The organism is Dyadobacter flavalbus (assembly GCF_006149045.1).
Classification (GTDB): domain Bacteria; phylum Bacteroidota; class Bacteroidia; order Cytophagales; family Spirosomataceae; genus Dyadobacter; species Dyadobacter flavalbus.
Genome location: NZ_VBSN01000059.1, coordinates 335,806 through 357,311, shown reverse-complemented (window position 1 = coordinate 357,311; position 21,506 = coordinate 335,806). Strand labels below are relative to the sequence as shown.

At 39.6% G+C, this 21,506-nt stretch carries 16 protein-coding genes and 2 pseudogenes; 15 read left to right on the top strand and 3 right to left on the bottom strand.

Translation table 11 applies throughout. The annotated features are described in order from the left end of the window. Positions 1 to 260: 260 nt before the first annotated feature. The 15 genes and pseudogenes from FEM33_RS20460 (at position 261) to FEM33_RS20385 (ending at position 16,709) form a co-directional block, all read left to right on the top strand. Positions 261 to 995 carry a TolB-like translocation protein gene (locus FEM33_RS20460; protein WP_229214326.1) on the top strand — a complete coding sequence of 245 codons (735 nt, stop codon included), beginning with the start codon at positions 261 to 263 and terminating at the stop codon, positions 993 to 995. A 718-nt stretch (positions 996 to 1,713) separates the two neighbouring features. Continuing rightward, positions 1,714 to 2,223 carry a sigma-70 family RNA polymerase sigma factor gene (locus FEM33_RS20450; RefSeq protein ID WP_139013846.1) on the top strand — a complete coding sequence of 170 codons (510 nt, stop codon included), beginning with the start codon at positions 1,714 to 1,716 and terminating at the stop codon, positions 2,221 to 2,223. 130 nt (positions 2,224 to 2,353) lie between these two features. Next, complete coding sequence (locus FEM33_RS20445; RefSeq protein ID WP_139013845.1) at positions 2,354 to 2,884, top strand: hypothetical protein; 531 nt, start codon at positions 2,354 to 2,356, stop codon at positions 2,882 to 2,884. 364 nt (positions 2,885 to 3,248) lie between these two features. After that, positions 3,249 to 3,809, top strand: a complete 561-nt coding sequence (locus FEM33_RS20440; protein ID WP_139013844.1) for a recombinase family protein — start codon at positions 3,249 to 3,251, stop codon at positions 3,807 to 3,809. A gap of 320 nt (positions 3,810 to 4,129) precedes the next feature. Continuing rightward, positions 4,130 to 4,963 (top strand): DUF5677 domain-containing protein, encoded by an 834-nt coding sequence (locus FEM33_RS20435; protein ID WP_139013843.1) that lies wholly within the window; start codon positions 4,130 to 4,132, stop codon positions 4,961 to 4,963. A gap of 158 nt (positions 4,964 to 5,121) precedes the next feature. Beyond that, complete coding sequence (locus tag FEM33_RS20430; protein WP_139013842.1) at positions 5,122 to 5,931, top strand: DUF6602 domain-containing protein; 810 nt, start codon at positions 5,122 to 5,124, stop codon at positions 5,929 to 5,931. Between the two features lie 182 nt (positions 5,932 to 6,113). Then, a complete protein-coding gene (locus FEM33_RS20425; protein WP_139013841.1) occupies positions 6,114 to 7,001 on the top strand; it encodes a hypothetical protein in 888 nt (295 codons plus the stop codon). 156 nt (positions 7,002 to 7,157) lie between these two features. Beyond that, positions 7,158 to 8,368 (top strand): annotated as a pseudogene (locus FEM33_RS27145) (IS256 family transposase). A 545-nt stretch (positions 8,369 to 8,913) separates the two neighbouring features. Then, positions 8,914 to 9,468 carry a hypothetical protein gene (locus tag FEM33_RS20415; protein WP_139013840.1) on the top strand — a complete coding sequence of 185 codons (555 nt, stop codon included), beginning with the start codon at positions 8,914 to 8,916 and terminating at the stop codon, positions 9,466 to 9,468. A gap of 2 nt (positions 9,469 to 9,470) precedes the next feature. Further along, entirely contained in the window at positions 9,471 to 9,983 is a 513-nt protein-coding gene (locus FEM33_RS20410) for a helix-turn-helix transcriptional regulator (RefSeq protein ID WP_139013839.1), read from the top strand. Positions 9,984 to 9,989: 6 nt separating this feature from the next. Beyond that, a complete protein-coding gene (locus FEM33_RS20405) occupies positions 9,990 to 10,415 on the top strand; it encodes a hypothetical protein (RefSeq protein ID WP_139013838.1) in 426 nt (141 codons plus the stop codon). Between the two features lie 354 nt (positions 10,416 to 10,769). Beyond that, positions 10,770 to 11,891 (top strand): annotated as a pseudogene (locus FEM33_RS20400) (IS3 family transposase). Between the two features lie 369 nt (positions 11,892 to 12,260). Beyond that, a complete protein-coding gene (locus tag FEM33_RS20395) occupies positions 12,261 to 14,366 on the top strand; it encodes an ATP-dependent nuclease (protein ID WP_139013837.1) in 2,106 nt (701 codons plus the stop codon). Then, positions 14,357 to 16,111, top strand: coding sequence for a UvrD-helicase domain-containing protein (locus FEM33_RS20390; protein WP_139013836.1), 1,755 nt, complete (start codon positions 14,357 to 14,359; stop codon positions 16,109 to 16,111). Before FEM33_RS20395 ends, FEM33_RS20390 begins: the two co-directional genes overlap by 10 nt. Positions 16,112 to 16,151: 40 nt before the next feature. Further along, on the top strand, positions 16,152 to 16,709 hold the full coding sequence (locus FEM33_RS20385) for a hypothetical protein (RefSeq protein ID WP_139013835.1): 558 nt from the start codon (positions 16,152 to 16,154) through the stop codon (positions 16,707 to 16,709). An 89-nt stretch (positions 16,710 to 16,798) separates the two neighbouring features. Here the strand turns inward: FEM33_RS20385 and FEM33_RS20380 are convergent, their stop codons facing one another. The 3 genes from FEM33_RS20380 to FEM33_RS20370 all read right to left on the bottom strand — a co-directional run bounded on the left by FEM33_RS20380 (position 16,799) and on the right by FEM33_RS20370 (position 21,418). Beyond that, on the bottom strand, positions 16,799 to 18,643 hold the full coding sequence (locus tag FEM33_RS20380; protein WP_139013834.1) for a UvrD-helicase domain-containing protein: 1,845 nt from the start codon (positions 18,641 to 18,643) through the stop codon (positions 16,799 to 16,801). After that, positions 18,630 to 20,630 (bottom strand): ATP-dependent nuclease, encoded by a 2,001-nt coding sequence (locus tag FEM33_RS20375; protein WP_139013833.1) that lies wholly within the window; start codon positions 20,628 to 20,630, stop codon positions 18,630 to 18,632. The genes FEM33_RS20380 and FEM33_RS20375 overlap by 14 nt, the downstream gene beginning before the upstream one ends. Positions 20,631 to 20,806: 176 nt before the next feature. Further along, on the bottom strand, positions 20,807 to 21,418 hold the full coding sequence (locus FEM33_RS20370) for a recombinase family protein (RefSeq protein WP_139013832.1): 612 nt from the start codon (positions 21,416 to 21,418) through the stop codon (positions 20,807 to 20,809). Positions 21,419 to 21,506 lie beyond the last annotated feature (88 nt).

Sequence of the window (21,506 nt, the reverse complement as noted above, 5' to 3'; positions counted from 1 at the left end):
TTGGATAGATATCATTTCAGAGCGCACCAGGGAATAGATCGAAAAAAGCCTGCAGAGCTGTTTGAAATGTGCGCCTAAAACAACTAACAAACCTAAATTAGTGGTCTAACATAATCGAGGTATCATAAACAAACACATTACTTGCACAAACAACCACCAAGAAAAACGACCTATATCTAAACCAAGAACTTCCAGGTGTAGTCCCAGTTATTTTTGCCCTGGATTTAATTTCGTTGAAAGATCGGTATGAATATGGATCAGTGTTTTCGAAAGATGGAAAGGAGTTCTACTATGCTGTAATTGTGAATGGAAAGCCGCAAATCCAGTGTAGCCGCTATGATAATAATAGCTGGACATCTCCAAAGACTGTTATCGGCAGTGCTGATTACGAGTATAATGATCCGTTCCTGTCACCGGATGAACAACGGTTGTATTTCATTTCAGACCAGAACAAGGACGGAAAAGGAGAAAAGAAAGACTTTGATATATGGTATTTAGAACGGGAAAATGACATGTGGTCACAAACTCCCATTAACGCTGGCCCAAATATCAATACAGAAAAAAATGAGTATTATATGTCATTTACGCAAACCGGCATGATGTATTTTTCTTCAAACGGCTATGCGGATCAAACAACCGGTAATAACTATGATATCCGTTCATCCCCTTTTTTGGAAGGTGGATTTAAGCCTTCTGTCAAGCTGACTAATGCTGTTAACTCAGAGCACTATGAAGCTGACGTCTTTGTAGCTCCTGACGAACAGTACATAATTTTTTGTTCAGAACGGCCAGGCGGTCTTGGAAAAGGTGACCTATATATTAGCTTTAAAAACATAGAGGGAAAATGGGAAAAGGCAAAGAATATGGGCAATGTAATCAATACAGAGGGATATGAATTTTGTCCATTTGTTACAAGTGATGGAAATCATCTATTCTTTTCACGCGATGGTGATATCTATTGGCTGCAAGCAGAGGTTATTAATTCATTAAGGTAAGACAATCAATTCTCACCTTCCGTGTAGCCCTCAATTACCACTACTTTACATTGTAAATTTATGGGTGCCAAGATCTATAATAAGTTAAAAGCATTATAAGTTGAACATTAACTAAGCATCTGCTCTCTTTGCCCAAACAGGAACGTTTTTTTATACACGCATTTATATTCCACACGATCATTATTGAAGTACTCCCTACTTTTCAGACCATCAGTTGATTATTGATAATTAAGTTAAAGCAGCATTCAGGTAAAGATTTACTGGTTTTTTGCAGTTAATATCTTGATGCTTTCTGCAATTATATTGTTTAACAAAACGATTAATTCCTTGGTATAGATCAAGGCCGTTTTACTCGGGATTTATATAAATATACTTTTGCTTGATTGTCCGAAACCAACGCTCGATGAACGCATTATTGGTGGCTCTACCTTTACCATCCATACTAATCCTAATTTTAAGGTCATTCAGTGTGCTTACCCAATGCTCACAAGTATATTGAGAACCCTGATCCGTATTAATTATTTCTGGCTGTAATAGTCCCCAAAATTGAGACCATCGAACGGAAAAACATGCTGATGAGAAAAGTAGAAACTAAAAAAATGGCTGTCTGATAAATGGGGTACTTACATAAAAAATAATCGCAGTTTTGTGATTTAACTGACAGTGCTGCGAATAATTGTTTGTACATAAAGTAATTATTAGTCAAAATAAATACCAGATGCTGCTTCAACGAAATACAACCAATTTCCTGAATGTGATCGAGGAAAACAAGGGTATTATCTACAAAGTGGCAAATGCATACTGTATGAATAAGGAAAACAGAAAAGACCTTATTCAAGAAATTACGGTGCAACTCTGGCTGGCCTTTCCCAAGTATGATGATCAATTTAGGATTACGACCTGGATGTATCGCATTGCCTTAAACGTATCTATTTCCTTTTACCGGAAGGAGTCGGGCCGCAGTAAGCGCAATCATCCGCTAACTGACGAAATAATCAGCTTGGTAACTGACGATGAGCAGTCGGAGCTTGAATTTGATTTGTCCATACTGCACAGTTTTATCCGGCAACTGAAAGAGTTTGACCGTGCAATTATTTTACTGTTTCTGGAAGAAAGAAGCCAGCATGAAATAGCGGAAATCTTGGGTATCACTCCATCAAATGTATCAACGAAGGTTGCCAGGATCAAAGAACAACTCAAACAAAAATTCGCCACATTAAAACTCTAAGAATATGCAGGAATCCGAATTGATTGCCTTATGGCGGTCCTATGATCAAAAGCTGGAAGAGAACCTTGTGTTAAACCGGCAAAATGCAAGTGCCATAACGCTTATCAAAATCCAGTCTTTGCTAAGCACAATGGCTCCCATAAAAATCCTTGTCATTATCGGCAGCTTACTCTGGGTTACATTCCTGGGTATTGTTCTCTATAATACATATGCTTATGCAAGCCCGTTTTTCTGGTTTTCGATAGCCACACATGCTGTGACACTAACTATTGTAACCGGAATTTACATTTATCAGGTTATTTTGATTTACCAGACAGATCTTAGTGAAGCGCTGCTCAAAACACAGTACAGACTGGCCTATCTGAAAAGTTCTACACTTTGGATATATAAGTTGATGTTTTTACATGCGCCGGTTTGGACAACTTTCAGCATCCAACAAAAAATGTTTAGTAACCCGGCGTGGCTAACTGCCCAGGTAATAGTAACATTTATTTTCTTGGCGGTAGCGTTTTGGCTTTTCTGTAACATTAAGTATGAAAACCGAAACAAGAAGTGGTTTCAATTCATTTTTAGTGGAAAAGACTGGTACTTTGTCATTAAGTCAATTGAGATGCTCAAACAAGTTAAAGGTTACAGAAATGCTATACCTGATCCTGCATAAACTTCCTTACAAAACGCCTGTTATTCAACAAACATAATCGATCACGACGTGCTGACTGAGTGAAAATGCTGTTAGGAAATTAAGTATCGCTGCATGCGAATTCTACTGAAATCCATTGATAATTCTTGACTTTACTCCCTTCATGCTTTTATGGCCTGAAAAACTGGCATAGTTCAAATTAATTTCCGCCGTTTTCTTAATGTGTCATAGAACCTCAAAATTTTTAGTAACAAAAACGAGGGTTTTCTTTACTAAGGGTAGTTAGCAGTAAAAAGACGAAATACTGTATCAAAAACAGTTAATAAACTTGGTAAATAAATCAACGTAAAGTATATTTAAATTTTAATGAGTTTATTTACTAATTATGCTGATAGGTTACGCCAGGGTCTCGACTCTTGATCAAAAGCTGGACGCCCAGGAAGATTTATTCCGGGCTGCAGGATGTGAAAAGATAATAATGGATACAGTAAGTGGCACGGCAACCGAAAGGGCTGGGCTCCACGAGATCAAAAAGATTCTCCGCTCCGGAGATACATTGGTAGTCTGGCGGCTGGATCGGCTGGGCCGTTCACTCAAAGACCTTATTGATTGGGTTGCTTACCTGGAAAATCATGGAATAGCCCTGCACAGCCTGCATGAATCCATTGACACGTCTACTTCGACTGGCAAACTGGTTTTTCATCTTTTTGGGGCGTTGGCTGAATTCGAACGAAATTTAATTAAGGAACGAACCATGACCGGTTTGTCTGCTGCCCGCTCCCGTGGCCGACTGGGTGGACGCCCCAAGCAGTTGAATGCAGACAAGCAGCAACTGGCCGTCCAACTGTATGAGGCTAAAAAGACGTCAGTCAAAAAGATATGCGAGATGCTTGAAATCAGCAAGCCTACCCTTTATGCATATATAAGGGAAAGTACAAAACAATAATATTCTCTTAACTGTTTGTCCTCATTAATATAGCAATTCCATAAGAGTTTTGGTCGAAATAATTGACTTAATGGATGACTACAAAGTTGGCTACGCTTGGAGTGACGGACGCTACGAAAAATATGATTTTCGACAAGAACTTTTAGGTGAGAATTCTTGACAAGTGAGTAAAACTGCCACCAACATGGGTTTTGAAATATTGGGGCGGACAAACAAAGTATTGTACATTTGTTTTTCAAAAAAAGGCATTTGTTGTTGGTTGGTCTGACGTTCAATGAATGCCCCAATATCGCAAAGTACTGAAACGTTAGCGGCAACTCATGGCGACAAATACAACATTTGAATTAGGCTCTAAGGAACTCTTAAAAGAGGGATATGTTGCCTTACAAGGACAACTGAAAGTAATTGAAAGTGCGTTTAAAAAGTTAATGACAAGCGATGAGGAGCTTGCTTTGAATCTTTACACACTTTTATTTTCGGTTTATGATTCCTGCAAAACCATTTTAATATTAACGCCTCATTATCAGGTTAGAGATTGCTTTTTAACTGCAAGGACAATTTATGAACTTACACTCAATATAGGATATATTGCAGCAGGCGGCAAGGAAGCTCTAGACAAAGCACAAAGGCATTTGCAGCAAAAATCATATCGTGATCTGCAGCGAGAATTGAATATCGAGAGTATTAATATTTCTGTTAAGACTTTAGGAATTAAAAATCTGATAATTAGCAAGGATTTGCAAGACGCGTTGGAAGAGTTTACTACGAAAAAAGGATTTGAAGTTCGTTCTTGGACTGGTGACAATGTCTTTTACAAAATAGAAACAATTTCAAAAAAATATGGACAAAAAATAAAAGATATTTTGAATATTGGACTCTTTAATATTTACAGACATGCTTCTGAAATTGCTCATGGAACATTGTTCGGACTTTTCTATATTATTGGCGCAACAGAAATGAAAAAACGACCACAAGACACACAACAATTATTGACATTTCACCGTCAACATTTAACTCTAATCATATTAACAATTTGCTTGCTTATAGAGGCGAATCTTACATTTATGAATGATTTCTCTGACTTGAAAGATGAAATTAGCGAATCAGAAAAAATTACCCTTTGTTTCTCTGCAAAATCTAAGCGGACGGATTGAGCAGCCGTTAGTAGTGTGTTCATAAAATTGTGTCTGGACGTTAAGCATTCAACTTTAAATCATTATTTTGATTTTGGGGTTAATTTCAACTGACGGTTTTCAATTGCCACAACTTCATAAACACTTTAACGTAAGCGACAAGCTTAAAGACCATCATCATGCCAGATCAAAATATTAAACGATTTCAGGAATCAATAACAAGAGAACTCAAACTAACAAAAGACCGTGTTAGAGATTTAATTGGTAATGCAAATTGGGGAGCTGACGGAGGATATAAGGAAGCAATTTTGCGAAAAACAATATCGCAGTTCCTGCCTTCTAATTTGAGCATTGGTACAGGTTTTATAATCGGCAATACCGACCATTACCAAGGTCAGTCAGGGAGAATATCTACACAACTCGACATTATTATTTATGAAAATAAAACACCAGTAATTTTTCGTGAAGGCGAATTCATCATAATCACCGAAACTGCTGTAAGGGCAGTTATTGAAGTAAAAACAAAAATCACAAATTATAGCGATCCTGAATCTGGAAATGGACAAAACACTTTAAACAAAATCATAAACAAAATAAATAAACTGATGGATTTTCCATCTTTTAATCCTCTCAATCAGCAACGAAAGAAATTTGTTGGAATATTCTCTTTTGAATATGACCAAGATTTTATGAACGAACGTGTTGCACCTGCGCTAATCGCTTCTAATGGCCTTGTAAACCACATTTCATTAGGGGCTGACAAATTTATTAGATATTGGAAAAATAGCCAAGGATTAAATTTGCCCGACAACTATATAGGAAGATGTTACATCAGGTATAATCTAAGAAATTTATCATTTTCGTACTTCATTTCCAACCTTCTTCATATCGTTTCTGATGAAGACCCAATTGAAAGATATTGGTTTTCATTTCCTATTGAGGGCACAAAAGAAATTTACAGGCAGGAACCAATAGTTCAACTTGCATAACAGTTGACCAGACCAAGCCTGCCACTTACATAGGTTTTGGCTTATAATATACTGACGAACAAAGGCTTACCTTTAGTTTTTCAATTGGGCTTTTGGCTATGGGCTAAGCTGACGTTCTCTGATTCCTACCACAATACAAAGCCCTAAACCGTTGACTGAAATTTTTTAGAACCACTTACTATATGACACTTTGTTTAGCTTGGAAGAACAATAATAATTTAAGCCTTATGTCGGACTCAAGGCTTACAGGACCCAATGGTGTTATTACAGACAACGCAAACAAAGTCTTCACAATTAAAATTACGGTTTCAAAGAATAATGATGTAGTATTTGATTCTGCTTACGGAATGTGTTTTGCAGGTAGCTACTTAAATGGGAGTAACCTAGCAAATACAATTGCTGAATTAACTTCTGAAATTAAAATATATAATGATGAAATAATCAACTTTGATGGAATATCTGAAATATCATTTATTTTATATGAATACATTTCTAAACACTTAGTTGGAATAAATAGAGAACGAGGAGTTTCAGAAGTTTTCTTTACAGGTGTTTGTCCAGAAACTGGTGAAATTAACTTATCTAAATTTTATTCAAAAATAGGTGAAGAGGGAATTTTAGAGTTCCAAAGAGAAAATATTGAGTTAGACAATAACCAATTTATATATCTTGGGGACTCTAATGCCATTGAAATGGCAGAACAACTTAAAGCGAAAATCAAGCATTCATATACTGAGTTTCATTTACTTGATGAAATCATTAAAAATGAAAATATTTCAACTGTAGGTGGATGTATCCAATATGGCTGCATAGTTGCGGACAAATTTAGAACTTACGGTATAGTTGATTATGAACTATATATTCCTCAAAATGAAACAGAAACATACAAAGAAAATTACAGGGTTATAGATAAATTCAGCTTTAGGTCAATACCATTCAATTGGGAAGATTCAAAACTTAGTAAATTAAAAATTCATTTAGGTAAAGTATTTATGGCTCCATTTATTGACAGAAAAAATACTATACAAGAAGAATCAGATAAACAAAATAAGCTTAAAGATGAAAAATAAAATTACAGCCATCTGGGGCTTGATGCTATGGGATAGAAGAACATGGGATGTAGTACAGTATTTCAATTTATCTTTGGTTGACACTATCTCAAAATCTGTGTAAAGTTTAAATCGGGGTTTTAACTCCGATTTTTTACTTTTAACAAAACATAGTTTATGAGACCAGAGGATTTGTTGACAGATGAATTTTTGAAGCAGTTTAAGAGCCGTGACACGCTCAATGACTTTCTTGGCCAGTTGCAGAAGCGAGGCCTTGAAAAGATGCTTGAAGGGGAACTAGACGTGCATTTGGGCTATGATAAGCATGAGCAATCGCTGAACAGTAATTCCCGGAATGGCTATGGGAAGAAGCGTGTTAAGACCAGCTATGGCGAATCGGAAATACGTATTCCCCGTGACCGTGACGCTAGTTTTAATCCTATGATCATTCCCAAACGGGAGAATATGGTAGATGGCATCGAAGAAGTGATTGTGTCACTGTATGCCAAAGGAATGAGCGTTGCTGATATTGAAGACCAGATCAGTGACGTTTACAACTTTGAAGTATCGACATCTACGATCAGTCGCATTACTTCCCGGATAGCAGAAGATATTGTCAGTTGGCAAAACCGGCCTTTGGAGCCCGTTTATTTGATTGTCTGGACTAGGCGTCCCCGATGTCCGGAATTGTCTTCAAAGTGCGTGAGAATAGCAAGGTGGTTAACAAGACAGTTTATATAGCAGTAGGACTTAAACGGGACGGTTACAAGGAAATCCTGGGCATGTGGCTTGGCAAAAATGAGTCTGCCGCCTATTGGATGAGTGTTTTGACGGACATGAAGGCACGCGGACTGCAAGACATCCTGATCACGGCCACCGACAATCTCAACGGTTTTACCCAGACGATCCGGTCTGTTTTTCCTGAATCCGCCACTCAGATCTGCGTCGTTCACCAGATTCGGAACAGCTGCCGTTACGTGGTTTGGAAGGACAAGAAAGAGTTTAGTCGTGATTTGAAAGACATTTACGGAGCTCCAACCCGGCAGGCTGCCCTGGCAGCTCTGGACAATATGGAGCGCAAATGGAATAGCAAATATTCATACGCGATCAAAAGTTGGAGGGAAAACTGGGATGAGCTGACAGTCTTCTTTGATTTTCCATTAGAGATTCGCCAGATCATATACACCACAAACCTTATTGAGAACCTGAATGGGAAAATAAGAAAGTACACGAAAAATAAGCTGTCGTTTCCTACTGATGAAGCAGTAATGAAATCCGTATATTTAGCACTTAGAGAAGCTTCGAAAAAATGGACCATGCCCATTCGGAATTGGGGCATGATCCTGAATCAATTTTTGACTATTTTTGAAGACAGGGTCCGGCTGTAAGCTTTGCCCAACCCCGATTGAAAAGTTTACACAGTTAATGCGATAGTCTCCTTTGGTTTATGGGCTGGGCTGATGAGCCTTAATTTTCCCCATATCACCAGCCATAAACATTGGCTGCAATATAATTGTGTCATCCTGTTTTATTTTAAGCTCCATTTTACTAGTTGTCAACTCGTCTTCTTCTCAGCCAGTATTTATCACCTGTAGTACTCCCCAAAATTGAGACCATCGGTTAAGTTTAGTAACTTGATTTAAAACCGATGAACAAAATGAAACAGAGCCGGAGAAAATTTACATCAAAGTTTAAGGCGATGGTAGCCGTTGAAGCCTTAAAAGAGCGGCAATCGCTGAGCGAATTGGCTTAAATTTAATTGTCAATGATCAACTGGTGGTCCGAAAAGTAGGGAGTACTTCATATCTATATACCTAGTACCACATTACTGTATTTTAAAAAGGCAACTTATAAGATGCCTTTTTCGTTAAAACTTATATAACTTTGTGACAAATGCAGTAATGTTAGGAGTGTATTAGTAAAAAGACATCAAGTGGGTGACAGCACATTATTGAAGGTTGACAAGATTAAGATAGTTGTTCCAAAGACGCTTTTATCCGCCCAGTTTTTTGGTAGTGAGAAAGACGAGTTAGCTCGTATTTTTAATCTATGGAGAAATGTGATACATCTAGAAGAGTTTTTTGAAGAAAATTATTCTGATCTAAGTGCCAAATATTATAATATACACTCAGTTGAAGAAGCTGTTTTTAAAACGATTGAGCAGGCAACGAGTTTTCGAAACCTTATTATTCAACATGCAAATAGTAATAATGAAAATAACCTAAGTAAGCTGTTTGTACCATATCATAATAGTTCTGTTAGCTTAGCCAGGGAAAGTAGTAAGGCAAAAAATTCATGGTTAAGAATATACGCCATAAGGCTGGATTACAATTTGTTTATAGTGTCAGGTGGTGCTATAAAATTAACTAGGCGAATGGATCGCAACCATTTGCAAATTGAAGATAAAAAAATGAAAATTCTGCAGGCATATTTAAAAGCAAACCATATTGACTCAGGGGATGATTATGGCTATATAGACCTAGTATAATTATGAGCAATAAAGAAGATTTTTATACCAAGATCCAGCATTTGATTTCGGATGAACCGAGCGACTGGCTGGAAGATGAAAAATTTCAGGAAGAAAATAAGGAGTGGTTACACCACTCGCAGCAAGTAGCATTGCAAGTTCTGCGACAGCTTCGAAAAATTGGAATGAGTCAAAATGAGCTAGCATTAAAAATGAATGTTTCGCGGCAACAAGTTAATCGATGGTTAAAAGGGTCAGAAAATTTTACTTTTGCAACCGTAGATAAGTTGAGAAAAGCTGTTGGTATAAACTTGATGTCTACTGATTTGAACTCGGTAGAATCCAAGCCAACTGAGATTCGTGGAGCATCTGAAGCCGTAATTTTAATGGGTACAATCATTTATGCAGCAATGCTAAGAGAAAGGTATGAAATTTCTCAGCCAATAGCTTCTTCAAATTATGAAGAATTACACGAAGTGAACAATGGAAGAATTATGCAGTTGTATCCAAATATAAAATTACTTCAAAGTCAATAATATAGCATGATGAACAAAGAAGTAACCTATCAAATTTCAAAAGTCGTTACTGATCAATTTGCCACAATGTCAGATGTTGAAATTGATGAAAGAAATATGTCGATTTTTGCAGGTGTTAATTACCAAGTAGATTCCAAAGTTTACTCTATAAGATGTTTTACGGACTTTGGTATTATGTCCAATGGAAATGCTTTTATAAAAATATCCGTTTCAGTTTACTACTTTATCAAGCCTGAAGATTGGAAAAGATTTGATATCAAAGATAAACAAGTAGAAATACCAATGTCATTTGTCAAGCATCTTGCAGATTTGACACTAGCAACAACCAGAGGTATATTACATGCTAAGACGGAAAATACTTCCTATAATAAATACATAATGCCATATCTGAATGCAGATGCATTAGTTAAAACCAAAGTACTTGTTAGCTAGGCTTGAATAATTTTCAAATAAAACTGGCTTAAAAACGGTATTCTGTTTTCAATAGCTATTATACCTGAAGAAAACATAGTGATAATTCCGGAGTACAATGACATACACCTGATTAAGGTAGTACCATACCATGATGTCTGACATCGTGTTTGTTTGAAGTAGTACTTACAGCCTGCACATAACTGAGTGGGCTGTTTTTGTTAAAAACTTGTATTTATAAATTTAAAATAAATAAGTGAAAATCTCCCCTGTTGCGTCAGTAATAATAGCCTCCCAATTTCTCGACTGAGGGTTGTAAGTGTCCCTAAAAACCAGACAGTTTAAAAGTTGAGAAAAACACTTAATTTTAAACTGATGAAAAAGACGCGATTCACAGAGACGCAGATCGTCTCAATTCTCAAACAACAGGAATCTGGAATTCCTACAAAGGAAATCTGCCGCTAACATAGTATTTCTGAGGCAACTTTTTACACTTGGAAAAGCCGGTATGGTGGTATGGAAACTTCTGACGTCAAACGGCTTAAAGATCTGGAGGAAGAAAATGCCCGATAAAAGAAGCGGCCGCCGCTGCGGATGTATGCCGATTTAAGTCTGGACAATCATATCCTTAAAGAACTTTTTACAAAAAAAGGCTGGGCTCTGCCGCAAAAAGGCAATTAACGGAAGAGATTGTTCAGGAGCATAATATTGCCGTAAGCAGGGCCTGTAAAATAGTTAAACTAGTACGCTCCCAATATTATTATAGAAGCAAAAAGAATGATACCTTAGTTATCGATTCCCTTCAGGAACTGGCCTTTAAGCATCCATCCTATGGTTTTCGGAAGCTATTTGCCTATCTGAGAAAATCAGGGAAGGCCTGGAATCATAAGAAGGTGTATAGGATTTATAAGCTGTTAAAGCTAATTAAGAAACGAAAAGGGAAAAGAAGGTTGCCAGTAAGAGTTAAACAACCTTTGGTAGAACCAGACCGGGTTAATAAAAGCTGGAGTGTAGATTTCATGAGCGATAGTATGGTCGGAAACCGGAAATTCAGGACGTTTAATGTAATTGATGACGGTACAAGAGAGGCCTTAGTAATTGACGTTGATACTTCCCTATCATCTAAGCGTATTATCAGGACTTTGGAGAAAGTTATCGCGCAAAGAGGTGCTCCTGATTCTATAAGATCCGATAATGGTCCTGAATTTACCTCAAAAAATTTTCAGTTGTGGTGTGAAGATAAAAAGATTGCAAATCAATTTATCCAGCCAGGGAAACCAATGCAGAACGGTTATATTGAACGTTTTAACCGTCTTTACCGGGAAGCGGTGCTCGAGCATATTTGTTTTTGATCTCGACCAAGTCAGGCAACTGACAGAAGAATGGATCGATGAATACAATCATAGGCGGCCTCATGAAGGACTTCAAAACATGACGCCAATTGAACGGAAACACATACTGATGAGAAAAGAAGAAACTAAAGAAATGGCTGTCTGACAAATGGGGACACTTACAATGAGTAAATAGGATAAAATGGATTCTATGAAAATCTATTTGCCTAGGTTCGCTTATGAGATGGTAAATATATCCCTTTACTTGAGGTGTATTTAAATCCATTCGAAAGCCTGGCGCCGCCCAAAACTGACAGTGCTTTTCTGAATGATGAGGCTCCTAAAAACTAATTCAGGTAGTTCAAAAAATCTAAAATCACTAACAACTAACTGTCACGTTTCCAAGGCAACTTGTTATCCGTTAATAAAATAATTTTTTGATAAGAAAAGACTAGTTTTATGGCATGAACCTTCCGCAAACAGGTTGGATATGAAAATCTAATGCTGGTTGCTTCTATACCGTAAAAATCGCTATATGTACATATCCAAAATCATTATTGAGGGATTCAGAAATTTCCCTAACAATACAGTTGAGTTTAATGATGGCGTAAATGTAATTATCGGCCATAACAATGCCGGAAAAACCAGTTTACTAAAAGCGATAGGCCTTCTCATAGATCACAACATGCCCAAAAGGCTAGAGATCGATGATTTTTCCAAGAATATTACATTGGGAGAGTTGCAGGCAGAACCTCCACAGGTCAGCATCACAATGGTGATAGATCAGACCACCGGTGAAGATCTAACGGGCGATGACTTGGTTACGGTGGCCGATTGGTTGACTAAGCTTGACGAGCCTTATAAGGCTGTCTTGACCTATAAGTTCTTCCTTCCCTATGAGAAACACGAGGATTACAAGAACACCCTCGCTACATGCGCGAATAAAAATGACGCATGGATTGCCATTAGACATGACTTTTTGAGATTCTACACTAGTAAAATCTATGGCGGAGACCCGAACAACAAGTTAGTTGCTGACAGCAATGCGCTCCAGAAATTTGACTTTCAATTTTTGAATGCTATTAGGGATGTAGAGAGGGATATGTTCACGGGAAAAAACACAATGCTTCGTGACGTCCTCGATTTTTTTATGGACTATGAGATCAAATCTGCCGATGAGAGCATAAAAAGCAAAACTGCGAAGCACGCAGAAATTAAGGGTCTAAAGTCTGAGTTCACAACAAAGGCAGGCAGACTTATCGAGGACCTGCAAAATCGCATGAGAGCAGGCAAACGACATATTTTATCGTATGCTACCCAGACAGGAGCCACGTTCAATAACGCGCTTCCGGACTTCGACGGCGCGATCTCCGACGTAGAACTGTACTCCGCGCTAAAACTTATTATCGGCTATTCCGGACTGGACATCACCATACCTGCAACGCACAATGGGCTGGGATACAACAATCTTATTTTTATGTCCCTTTTGCTTGCCAAAATGCAAGTCAACGCCGACGGCAATTATCTAGGCAGCAATGCAAAAAATTTTCCAGTCTTGGCAATTGAAGAACCAGAAGCTCATCTCCACCCTTCAATGCAATATAAGTTTCTCAAGTTTCTGAAAGAAAACATGAGTGAACGCAAGGTAAGGCAGGTATTCGTGACGACTCATTCAACCCAAATTACCTCTGCTGTTTCGTTGGACGAGATTATTTGCCTGCATAATGAAAATGGCATTATCAGCGCCGGGTATCCGGGAAAGGTATTCCCGGATACTCCTGATGGTAAAGAAGCAAAGGCGTATGTTCAACGTTTCCTCGATGCAACACGATCCGATATGCTATTTGCTCAGAAGGTTATGCTGGTCGAAGGACTAGCGGAGGAGCTGCTGGTCCCTACACTAGCAAAGTACTGCGGTAAACACCTTGAGGACCACCATATTGCTGTCGTTCCAGTCGGAGGCAGGTTTTTTGACTATTTTCTCATGCTTTTTGATACTGACAACCCCTATGCTATTCCTAAAAAAGTCGTTTGTATCAAAGATCGTGATCCGGAACGAAAGCTAAATGATGATTCTTATTTTGTTAGGTGCTACCCGTTCGAATTTGAACAGGATGCCGCGAATTATACTTATCAGGATCATTTAACCACGAAAATATCGAAGTACATTGCTCACCGTAACATCCGATTCTTTGGGCAAAACCATGCTAAGGGCAAAACATTTGAGTATGAACTTAGCTTATCAAACGCAAACTCGAAAATACTTTTAACCAAGTCAATCACAAATAGAAAAGAGCTCGTGGATCTGATAGATTTTTATCAAAAAGGGAACCCATTGAGTGATTTTTTGAACCGACTTGGACGGAGCGATTCTAACACCCTATTAAAGGCGTCAATTAGCGCCAACGTGGATCCCTCTTGGACGGATGAGGATAAAAAGAAAGCTTTGATAGCTACACGATATCTAAATTCTGTCGGTAAAGGTGAGAATGCACTCGAACTTGCCAACCACCTCGAAGCAAATCTTAAATTGCCGACCGTAGTAACTGCTAGTCCTCAGGGAGGCCCGGCTATGCCCACCAGGGAAGCATTCAATGTTCCTTTCTATATACAAGAATCAATTAATTGGATATGTCAGTAACTACCATTGCGTCAGATGATGCAATTGATATTGAGAAGCCTTTCAAAGTTAAAGCAGGTCCAGGGGCGGGAAAAACCCATTGGTTGGTAGCTCATATAAAAAACGTACTCACAAACTCTAGAAGATTGGGGTCTTATCGAAAAGTTGCCTGTATCACCTATACAAACACTGCAGCGGACACAATAATTAGCAGGCTTAATGAAGGCGCCGATAGGATCGAAACTTCTACCATACACAGTTTTATATACAATAATATCATCAAGCCTTACATGCATTTCATTGCCAGTCAATATGACTTCAATGTCAAGTATATGGACGGCCACGACGAACATTTCATTTCCCGTAAGTACATAAAGGAATGGGTCGATGCTCATCCTAACCTTGCGAGGCTAAGCAATCCATACACTAGAAACCAATTGCTGAAATTGGAAGGCAATTTGAAGGCATTAGGTAATTGGTTGTCGTCCATTGATTACAAATTCGAGAGCAGGGACCTACTAATCTCAGCAGATAATTCCAAAGCATATGACATCGCAACAAATACACGCCTGGGAAAAACGGGATGTCTAGATAAGCTGGCACCGGCATTGCTCGAGTATAAGAAGATCTTCTGGCGTAAAGGGAGGCTACATCATGAGGATATATTGTTTTTTGGACATAAGCTCATAACTCAATATCCCTTCATTGTCACCGTCTTGCAAGCAAAATTCCCGTACTTTTTTATCGATGAGTTTCAGGACACAAACCCGGTACAAACGGAAATTATTAAGCTTATTGCACAGAAAGAGACCATCGTAGGGGTTATCGGAGACAGGGCACAAGCGATCTATAGTTTCCAGGGAACATCCTCTGCGGACTTCGACAGGTTCACTTTAGTCAATCAACAAGATTTTCTTATTGAAGACAATAGACGAAGCACCGACAAAATTGTTCAGGTGCTGAACCACCTTAGGCCTGACCTTCGGCAAAAGCCTTTGCGAAATGTTCCAGGTGCAAAACCAGTACTTTATGTGGGCACCAAAGAACACGCTTTCACTTATGCACAAAGTATTTGTGGGAACGAAGCCCTTATAAGTCTTTCGCGAGACAACGTTATGGTCAATGCCATGAAACGACTTTACAATGCCGCTATTCCAAGCGTAAATCTTTTGGACGAGCTTTTTGCCAAGGACAATGCCGATCGGGTGAAGGTAGTTGTTCGATGCATTAGGGCTGTGGAGCTAGGCGTTGAGGGCAGATATAAAGAAGCAATAAAAGAAATGGAAAAGAACAATAGCGGTATTTCGGACAAAGTGCTACGGAGGAAAAAATCCTTCCACCAGTTGTCGTTGCTACTGTCCCGATACTCCTCATATAATAATGAGCCGCTCTATTCTTTTTACGAACTTGTAAAAACACATGTCAATGCTTCGATCCCTTCACTTATACGTGGAACGATCAAAGACTTTTACACGAACAATACTTTTGCTCAGGTAGGATTATTTGTGGACACAAAAAATGACGTGTCTCCCTGTAAAACGATCCATAAGGCGAAGGGTGATGAATTTGACAATGTGTTTGTGACCATGCTTGGCAGCTCCGACGTTGGCTATCTGATGTCTCCGGATTTGAATGCTGAGGAACAGCGAGTGAGGTATGTCGCTTTGAGTAGGGCAAGAAATAGATTATTTATTAGTGTTCCTTCTCTAACGGCCACTCAGGAAGCTACCCTCACGACATTATTTGACATCCAGCGGCCGATTTAGAGAGCTTTATCATCAACTGTTACTGTTATTTATTAATCTTATGCAAATCGGATGTATTGGGTGGGGATCTCTTATCTGGAAGCCCGGCGACCTTCTGGTCGATAAAAATTGGCGCGACGATGGGCCTCAACTACCTATTGAGTTTCTAAGAACGTCGCAGGACGGCAGACTCACGCTGGTAATTTGCGATTTGTTCCCCCTTACTTTCACCTACTGGTCATTGATGACGACAAGCAATATTCCGGAAGCAATTGAATCGTTAAGAGACCGAGAAAACTGCCCGACGGCCAAGCCAATTGGTATGCTAAAGAGGCTTGACCTAGTCCCTGAAAATGCCGTCAAAAAGACAATACATAGTTGGCTTCAGAGCAAGGATATTGATGCCGTTATTTGGACAAATCTCGGGCCCAAGTTTAACGATGAAAGAGGGCGAATCGCAACAGTAGAAGAAGCATTGGATTATCTGTCTAATCTGTCTCTCAAAGAACAAGAGCTAGCTGAAGAATATGTTCGGAAAGCACCTGGAAAAGTTGCTACCGTATATCGCTCTAAGTTTGAAGAGGCGTTCGGCTGGCTACCGATCTATCCTGTACTATAATCGAGCATTCCGCAGCGCCAATCAGGTCTTAAGGTTTACATTATGTGCTCGTCCATCTACCAAGGTATTTTGGAGTTTTCGGTTGCTATTTACATGTCGGCCACGTCCACCAAGCCGGATTGCGTAAGCGTGTCGACAATTTCCTTTATTGCACTTACCTTTTGAATACGAATGTTTCCATAGCCATCCGTTCTGGATTGGGAGAACGTGAAAACCACCCTTTGCTTCGCCCGCGACAGCGCCACAAAGAAAGTGCAGTTATCTTCGCTAGCTTGGTTTTTATAAGTCCAAAATGCTCTGTCTTCCAACCCCACAAAAATTACTGTGTGATATTCCAGGCCCTTGCTTTTATGAACCGTCATTACTGGAATTGTATTTTCTCCAGCAAAACGTTGTATTGCCCTTACGATGCCTTGACCGGGAACCACAGTTAGTTTCAGCTCTTGAATGAACTGGGTAATAGTCAGGTCCAGAAAGGTATCATTCGTATAGATTGGATAAGCATTTTTTATACGGCTCCTTCCTGCAAATTCTATCAATTCTTTAACAATCAGATCAATTTCACTCTTCTTAGAAGGTTTATAAGTCTCCCGGACTTTGCGGGTAAATTTATAGAACGATTTTTCTAATGAAAGCAGATGCTCGTCAGTCATCTCGGTGCTAGTATTAGCCAAAAACGAGAGACAGATCCTTTTTGACTCTCCCGACCTTTCGTCATAGATGACATAAAATGCGTGAATAAAGTATTGCACCAGCTCCTGGCCAATCAAATCCTGCAATAGACTTTCATCCCTAGCAGCTAAGCCATTTTTCTGAAAATAAGCAATTAGATTGCCCACATATGTTTGCAGGCTCCCTTTGACCAAGATGCAGATTTCGTTTGCTTTTAGTCCGTCAATTTCAATCCAATATTTAACTTGTTTTAGAAGGGAGGCCATTTCAGCTTTCTCTGAGCTATAATTCCAGAGAAAACACTCGCCCTCATCCAACGGTTTCCGGCTGTCCGGTTCCGCAAAGTCAGTTTTCCCTAAAAGATGTTCGGTTAAATAATTAAGCAAGGCTACTAGGCGTGGTGCACAGCGGAAATTCATTTTCAACGTTTTCAAAATCGCTTGCAGTTCTTTTTGATAATCTTCAAAAACAGTTTCCTTCGCACCTGCCCACAACATTATCCGCTGTTTGTCGTCACCCACGGCTGTAACCTGGCAATCACTTCCCCAAAAACAGCTCTTAAAGAACTCGTACTGAATGGACGTAGCATCCTGAAACTCGTCGAGAAACACATGACTATAGGTCTGTCTAAGGAAAGACCTTACCGGTTCATTGCTCCTGATGATATATTCGGCTAGCCGCATGATCATCTTAAAAGTCAGCTTGGAAGGAGTCGAGCCAAGCATTTGTCGCCAGGTATTTACTCGCGCAATGTCTCCTTTTGAATTACTATGAAGAGGAAATGCTGAATGGGTGTGAAATGACATTAGCTTGGTGTCTTGGTTCTGAAAGCGAAAGTCGCGATCAACACCTTCATAATAGTCCAATATCGTCTTCTCATTCAATAATACCTGGTAGTCCTTCGAAACTTTTAGGTCATGAGGCAGTTGGTTACGAAAGTGGTCGAGTAGTAGCTTTGCGAACGTATCAAAAGTCCATGAATCAAAACGCAATGAAAGCTCCTTGCCGCAGCGAAGGCGGACACGATCCTTTAAGTTATAGGATGCATCCCGTTTGAAGCTTATGGCCAGAATACGTCTAGGATATTGACATTGATTGGTTTGTAGCAAGAAAGCTGCTTTCTGAGCAAGTAATTCAGTTTTTCCAGCTCCCGGACCTGCTACGACCAAAAAGTGCCCGGCCTGGGTGATTACGTCAATAGCTGCTTGTTCAAGCCGAAGACCATCGGCCGGTACCCAATCCGTTGCTTTAATTCTTCTCATCCGCTTCGGTTCTAAGAAGTCCTTGTATCCTCTTGAATATTTCTTTAAAAACCGATGGCAAACCTTTCCTAATTTGTTCGTCCGTCATCAACGACATCGCCTCAATATGTGTCGCGGGCTTTCCCCTGCCCAGAAAATGATAGTTATACCAGATCATTAGCTCCTTTTGTTGCTGGCTATACAACTTTCCTACCGCTTTCTCTGACTTTAGGGTAGCCTTTACTGCGGCCTTTATTTTTTTATCAAAGGCATCCGGATCACCGCCAGGATCAGGAATGTCCGGTCCACCTCCATCTGGGATTGCCTCCTTATAAAACTCATCATAGCTAGTCAACATCAGGAAGTCGATATCGAGCGGACCTGAGTAGAATACATCATATTTCTTAACACGATTTACCCACGCATTCAAATTTGTCTCGTTCCCAATATCCCACGTGTGCATAGTATCGAGATCTTGCTCGGACATTACACTGTCGTCACTAAGTAACAACAGGTCATTTCGCTCAAACCCAATCAATAATAATTGTTGAAGAGCATATTTGATCCGACCCCATGCTCCACCAGTTCTTTCAAGGTCAAAATCCAACAATGTCACATACGGGATACCCAAAGTATCTAGCAACTTCCAGATATGGTTCACAAACCTATGACCAAGCGGAGCAAACGTAATCATATTGTCGTCAAAGTCGAGGTCGAACACGCGCATTAGCCGATTAAAAATAGCCCCTTCACTATCGCCTTCACCAATAACCACCACCTTGGCGAAATATATCTCCGGATAGTTAATTACTGCTTGGCGTACATATTTATACGCATCTGAACTTATTTTTGGCAAAGATATCTTACGCACTTTCGTCTGATAGGACCTACTTATCCGAAAATGCCTAATAGCTTCCGGGTCAATCCTTTTTATGATGGCTGGTGTATGTGATGAAAGGATTACTTGCGAGGTGCCGGTTTTGGAAATCCTATCGAGAATACGAACAACCCTCCCTAACAATTGCGGAGCGATATGGTTTTCAGGCTCTTCAATGGCAAACAATGTCAGCAATGGCCGGCTTTTTCCTATTTCATCTTCGTCGGCCTTAGCGGCAAATTGTTCTTCGATATCCAGTAATGAGCATACAAGGGTCAGGTAAAATAGCGAGCGGAGTCCATCACCAAGTTCATCGAGCCGAAAGTCATTCGTTGTCGCGGTAGGACCGAAGGAAATCTCGAGTTTTTTCAGGATCGAATCGAAGTCGCTGTCACCAAATCCAACGTAGGTCTCCCGGTACCGTTCTTCCCTGTGAAACTGCTGCCAGAATTGGTTAATCGAGCGTTCGACTGTATCGAATTCCGGCAATGCTTTAAATCCATTATTTATTTCTTTAATCTGTTGCTTAAATGTTTGGGTAAAAGCCTCAGACCATTTTATTTTTCTTAAAACCCGGTGTAACAGGCTGCCGGATGCATACTTCAGCTGTTCGGATGGACGACGGATGGCTGGTACGTATATGACTTGGATAAGGCTTCGCAGGTGACCAGGAAAGGGAAGCTTATCACCATCTGAAACTTCCTCTCCCTCTGGTACCCGGATGGTATACATATTTGTCTCTATCTCACCATCGGGTTCAATCTGGGATTTTTTCCAGCAGGACTCCAGCCTAACCCTCAGATAAGGAGTCTCTCCTGGGTTTCCGGCTACCATGCCAGAAAAGAAGTGCGGTATCGCGTCGGGATTGTCACCGAAACTAAAATGGGTCTCAATGGATAAAAAACGTTCTGCTAGATCCTCGATTACTTCGCCCTTAAAATGGTGGAAATCTTTCGTCTGGAACTCGCGCTCGGAAAATGTCGAACTAAACATTTTTCTGAGTGCGTCCATCGCGGATGTTTTGCCGGAACTGTTCAATCCAATAAAACCCGTCAGGTCCGGTCTTATTTTAATGGTAATTTGCTTACCAAAAGAACGAAAACCTTTGATTTTTACTTCGGCCAATTTCATTGGAATATTAGGGAGGTTAGTAAAGTTTGTTGTTCTTGACCAAATAAAAGCTAGTAATGTAAGTATCTATATGGATACATTAGATCGCGTGTAAACCAATCGAGGTATGAAATTCAATAACGTTACATTATAACATTTTTTGAAACTTTAGGCCTATTTGATAATTCTGAGTCATGCTAATTAAACTTCTCTTTATTATTTCTCTCCCAACCCTCAATCACAATTCCTTCATGTCGAAGATAATTGTATAAAGTCGCTTTACTACCTATCTTCAATTGCTCACAAATCTGCATGGTTGTATATTTTTTACTCAAGTACAGAGTTGCAGCTAGGCCTACAAGTTCCTTTGATTTTTGAGTGAGTCCTTTTGGCCGCCCCCCTACCCTGCCGCGGGCCCGTGCCGCTTCCATACCTGCCAGGGTATGTTCCATCAAAACCTCTCTTTCATTTTCGGCAAAGACTGAACTGAGCATATACCACAGCCTGCCCATTTTGGTAGAAGTATCAATCCCCTCTGAAATACTCTGGAAGTCCACTCCCATTTCCTTCCATTCAATCATGAGCTTGATCAGCTCATAAGTAGTTCGACCCAGTCGGTCAATTCGCCAGACAACTATGACATCCCCTTTCCGAAGCTCCGAGATCATCCTTATATATTCTAGTCGTTGCACGGAAGCACCCGAAACCTTTTCATTATATATTTTCTCGCAACCTGGTTTTTTGAGGGAGTCAAATTGAAGGTCCTGGTTTTGCTCAGTCTTTGAAACCCGTATGTATCCAACCACCATTCTAAATAGTACAGTTTAACGTGGTAGTTTGCTATATACAGTAAATAGTTTTGATGTACCACAAATCTGTAATTTCAAAGTACCAAAA

What these genes read in the sequence shown, in the direction of transcription:
- FEM33_RS20425 (WP_139013841.1), top strand. Translation starts at nt 6,114, where the DNA reads ATGACACTTTGTTTAGCTTGGAAGAACAATAATAATTTAAGCCTTATG.
- FEM33_RS20430 (WP_139013842.1), top strand. Translation starts at nt 5,122, where the DNA reads ATGCCAGATCAAAATATTAAACGATTTCAGGAATCAATAACAAGAGAA.
- FEM33_RS20385 (WP_139013835.1), top strand. Translation starts at nt 16,152, where the DNA reads ATGCAAATCGGATGTATTGGGTGGGGATCTCTTATCTGGAAGCCCGGC.
- FEM33_RS20435 (WP_139013843.1), top strand. Translation starts at nt 4,130, where the DNA reads ATGGCGACAAATACAACATTTGAATTAGGCTCTAAGGAACTCTTAAAA.
- FEM33_RS20445 (WP_139013845.1), top strand. Translation starts at nt 2,354, where the DNA reads ATGGCTCCCATAAAAATCCTTGTCATTATCGGCAGCTTACTCTGGGTT.
- FEM33_RS20370 (WP_139013832.1), bottom strand. Translation starts at nt 21,418, where the DNA reads ATGGTGGTTGGATACATACGGGTTTCAAAGACTGAGCAAAACCAGGAC.
- FEM33_RS20395 (WP_139013837.1), top strand. Translation starts at nt 12,261, where the DNA reads ATGTACATATCCAAAATCATTATTGAGGGATTCAGAAATTTCCCTAAC.
- FEM33_RS20375 (WP_139013833.1), bottom strand. Translation starts at nt 20,630, where the DNA reads ATGAAATTGGCCGAAGTAAAAATCAAAGGTTTTCGTTCTTTTGGTAAG.
- FEM33_RS20440 (WP_139013844.1), top strand. Translation starts at nt 3,249, where the DNA reads ATGCTGATAGGTTACGCCAGGGTCTCGACTCTTGATCAAAAGCTGGAC.
- FEM33_RS20410 (WP_139013839.1), top strand. Translation starts at nt 9,471, where the DNA reads ATGAGCAATAAAGAAGATTTTTATACCAAGATCCAGCATTTGATTTCG.
- FEM33_RS20390 (WP_139013836.1), top strand. Translation starts at nt 14,357, where the DNA reads ATGTCAGTAACTACCATTGCGTCAGATGATGCAATTGATATTGAGAAG.
- FEM33_RS20380 (WP_139013834.1), bottom strand. Translation starts at nt 18,643, where the DNA reads ATGAGAAGAATTAAAGCAACGGATTGGGTACCGGCCGATGGTCTTCGG.
- FEM33_RS20405 (WP_139013838.1), top strand. Translation starts at nt 9,990, where the DNA reads ATGATGAACAAAGAAGTAACCTATCAAATTTCAAAAGTCGTTACTGAT.
- FEM33_RS20450 (WP_139013846.1), top strand. Translation starts at nt 1,714, where the DNA reads ATGCTGCTTCAACGAAATACAACCAATTTCCTGAATGTGATCGAGGAA.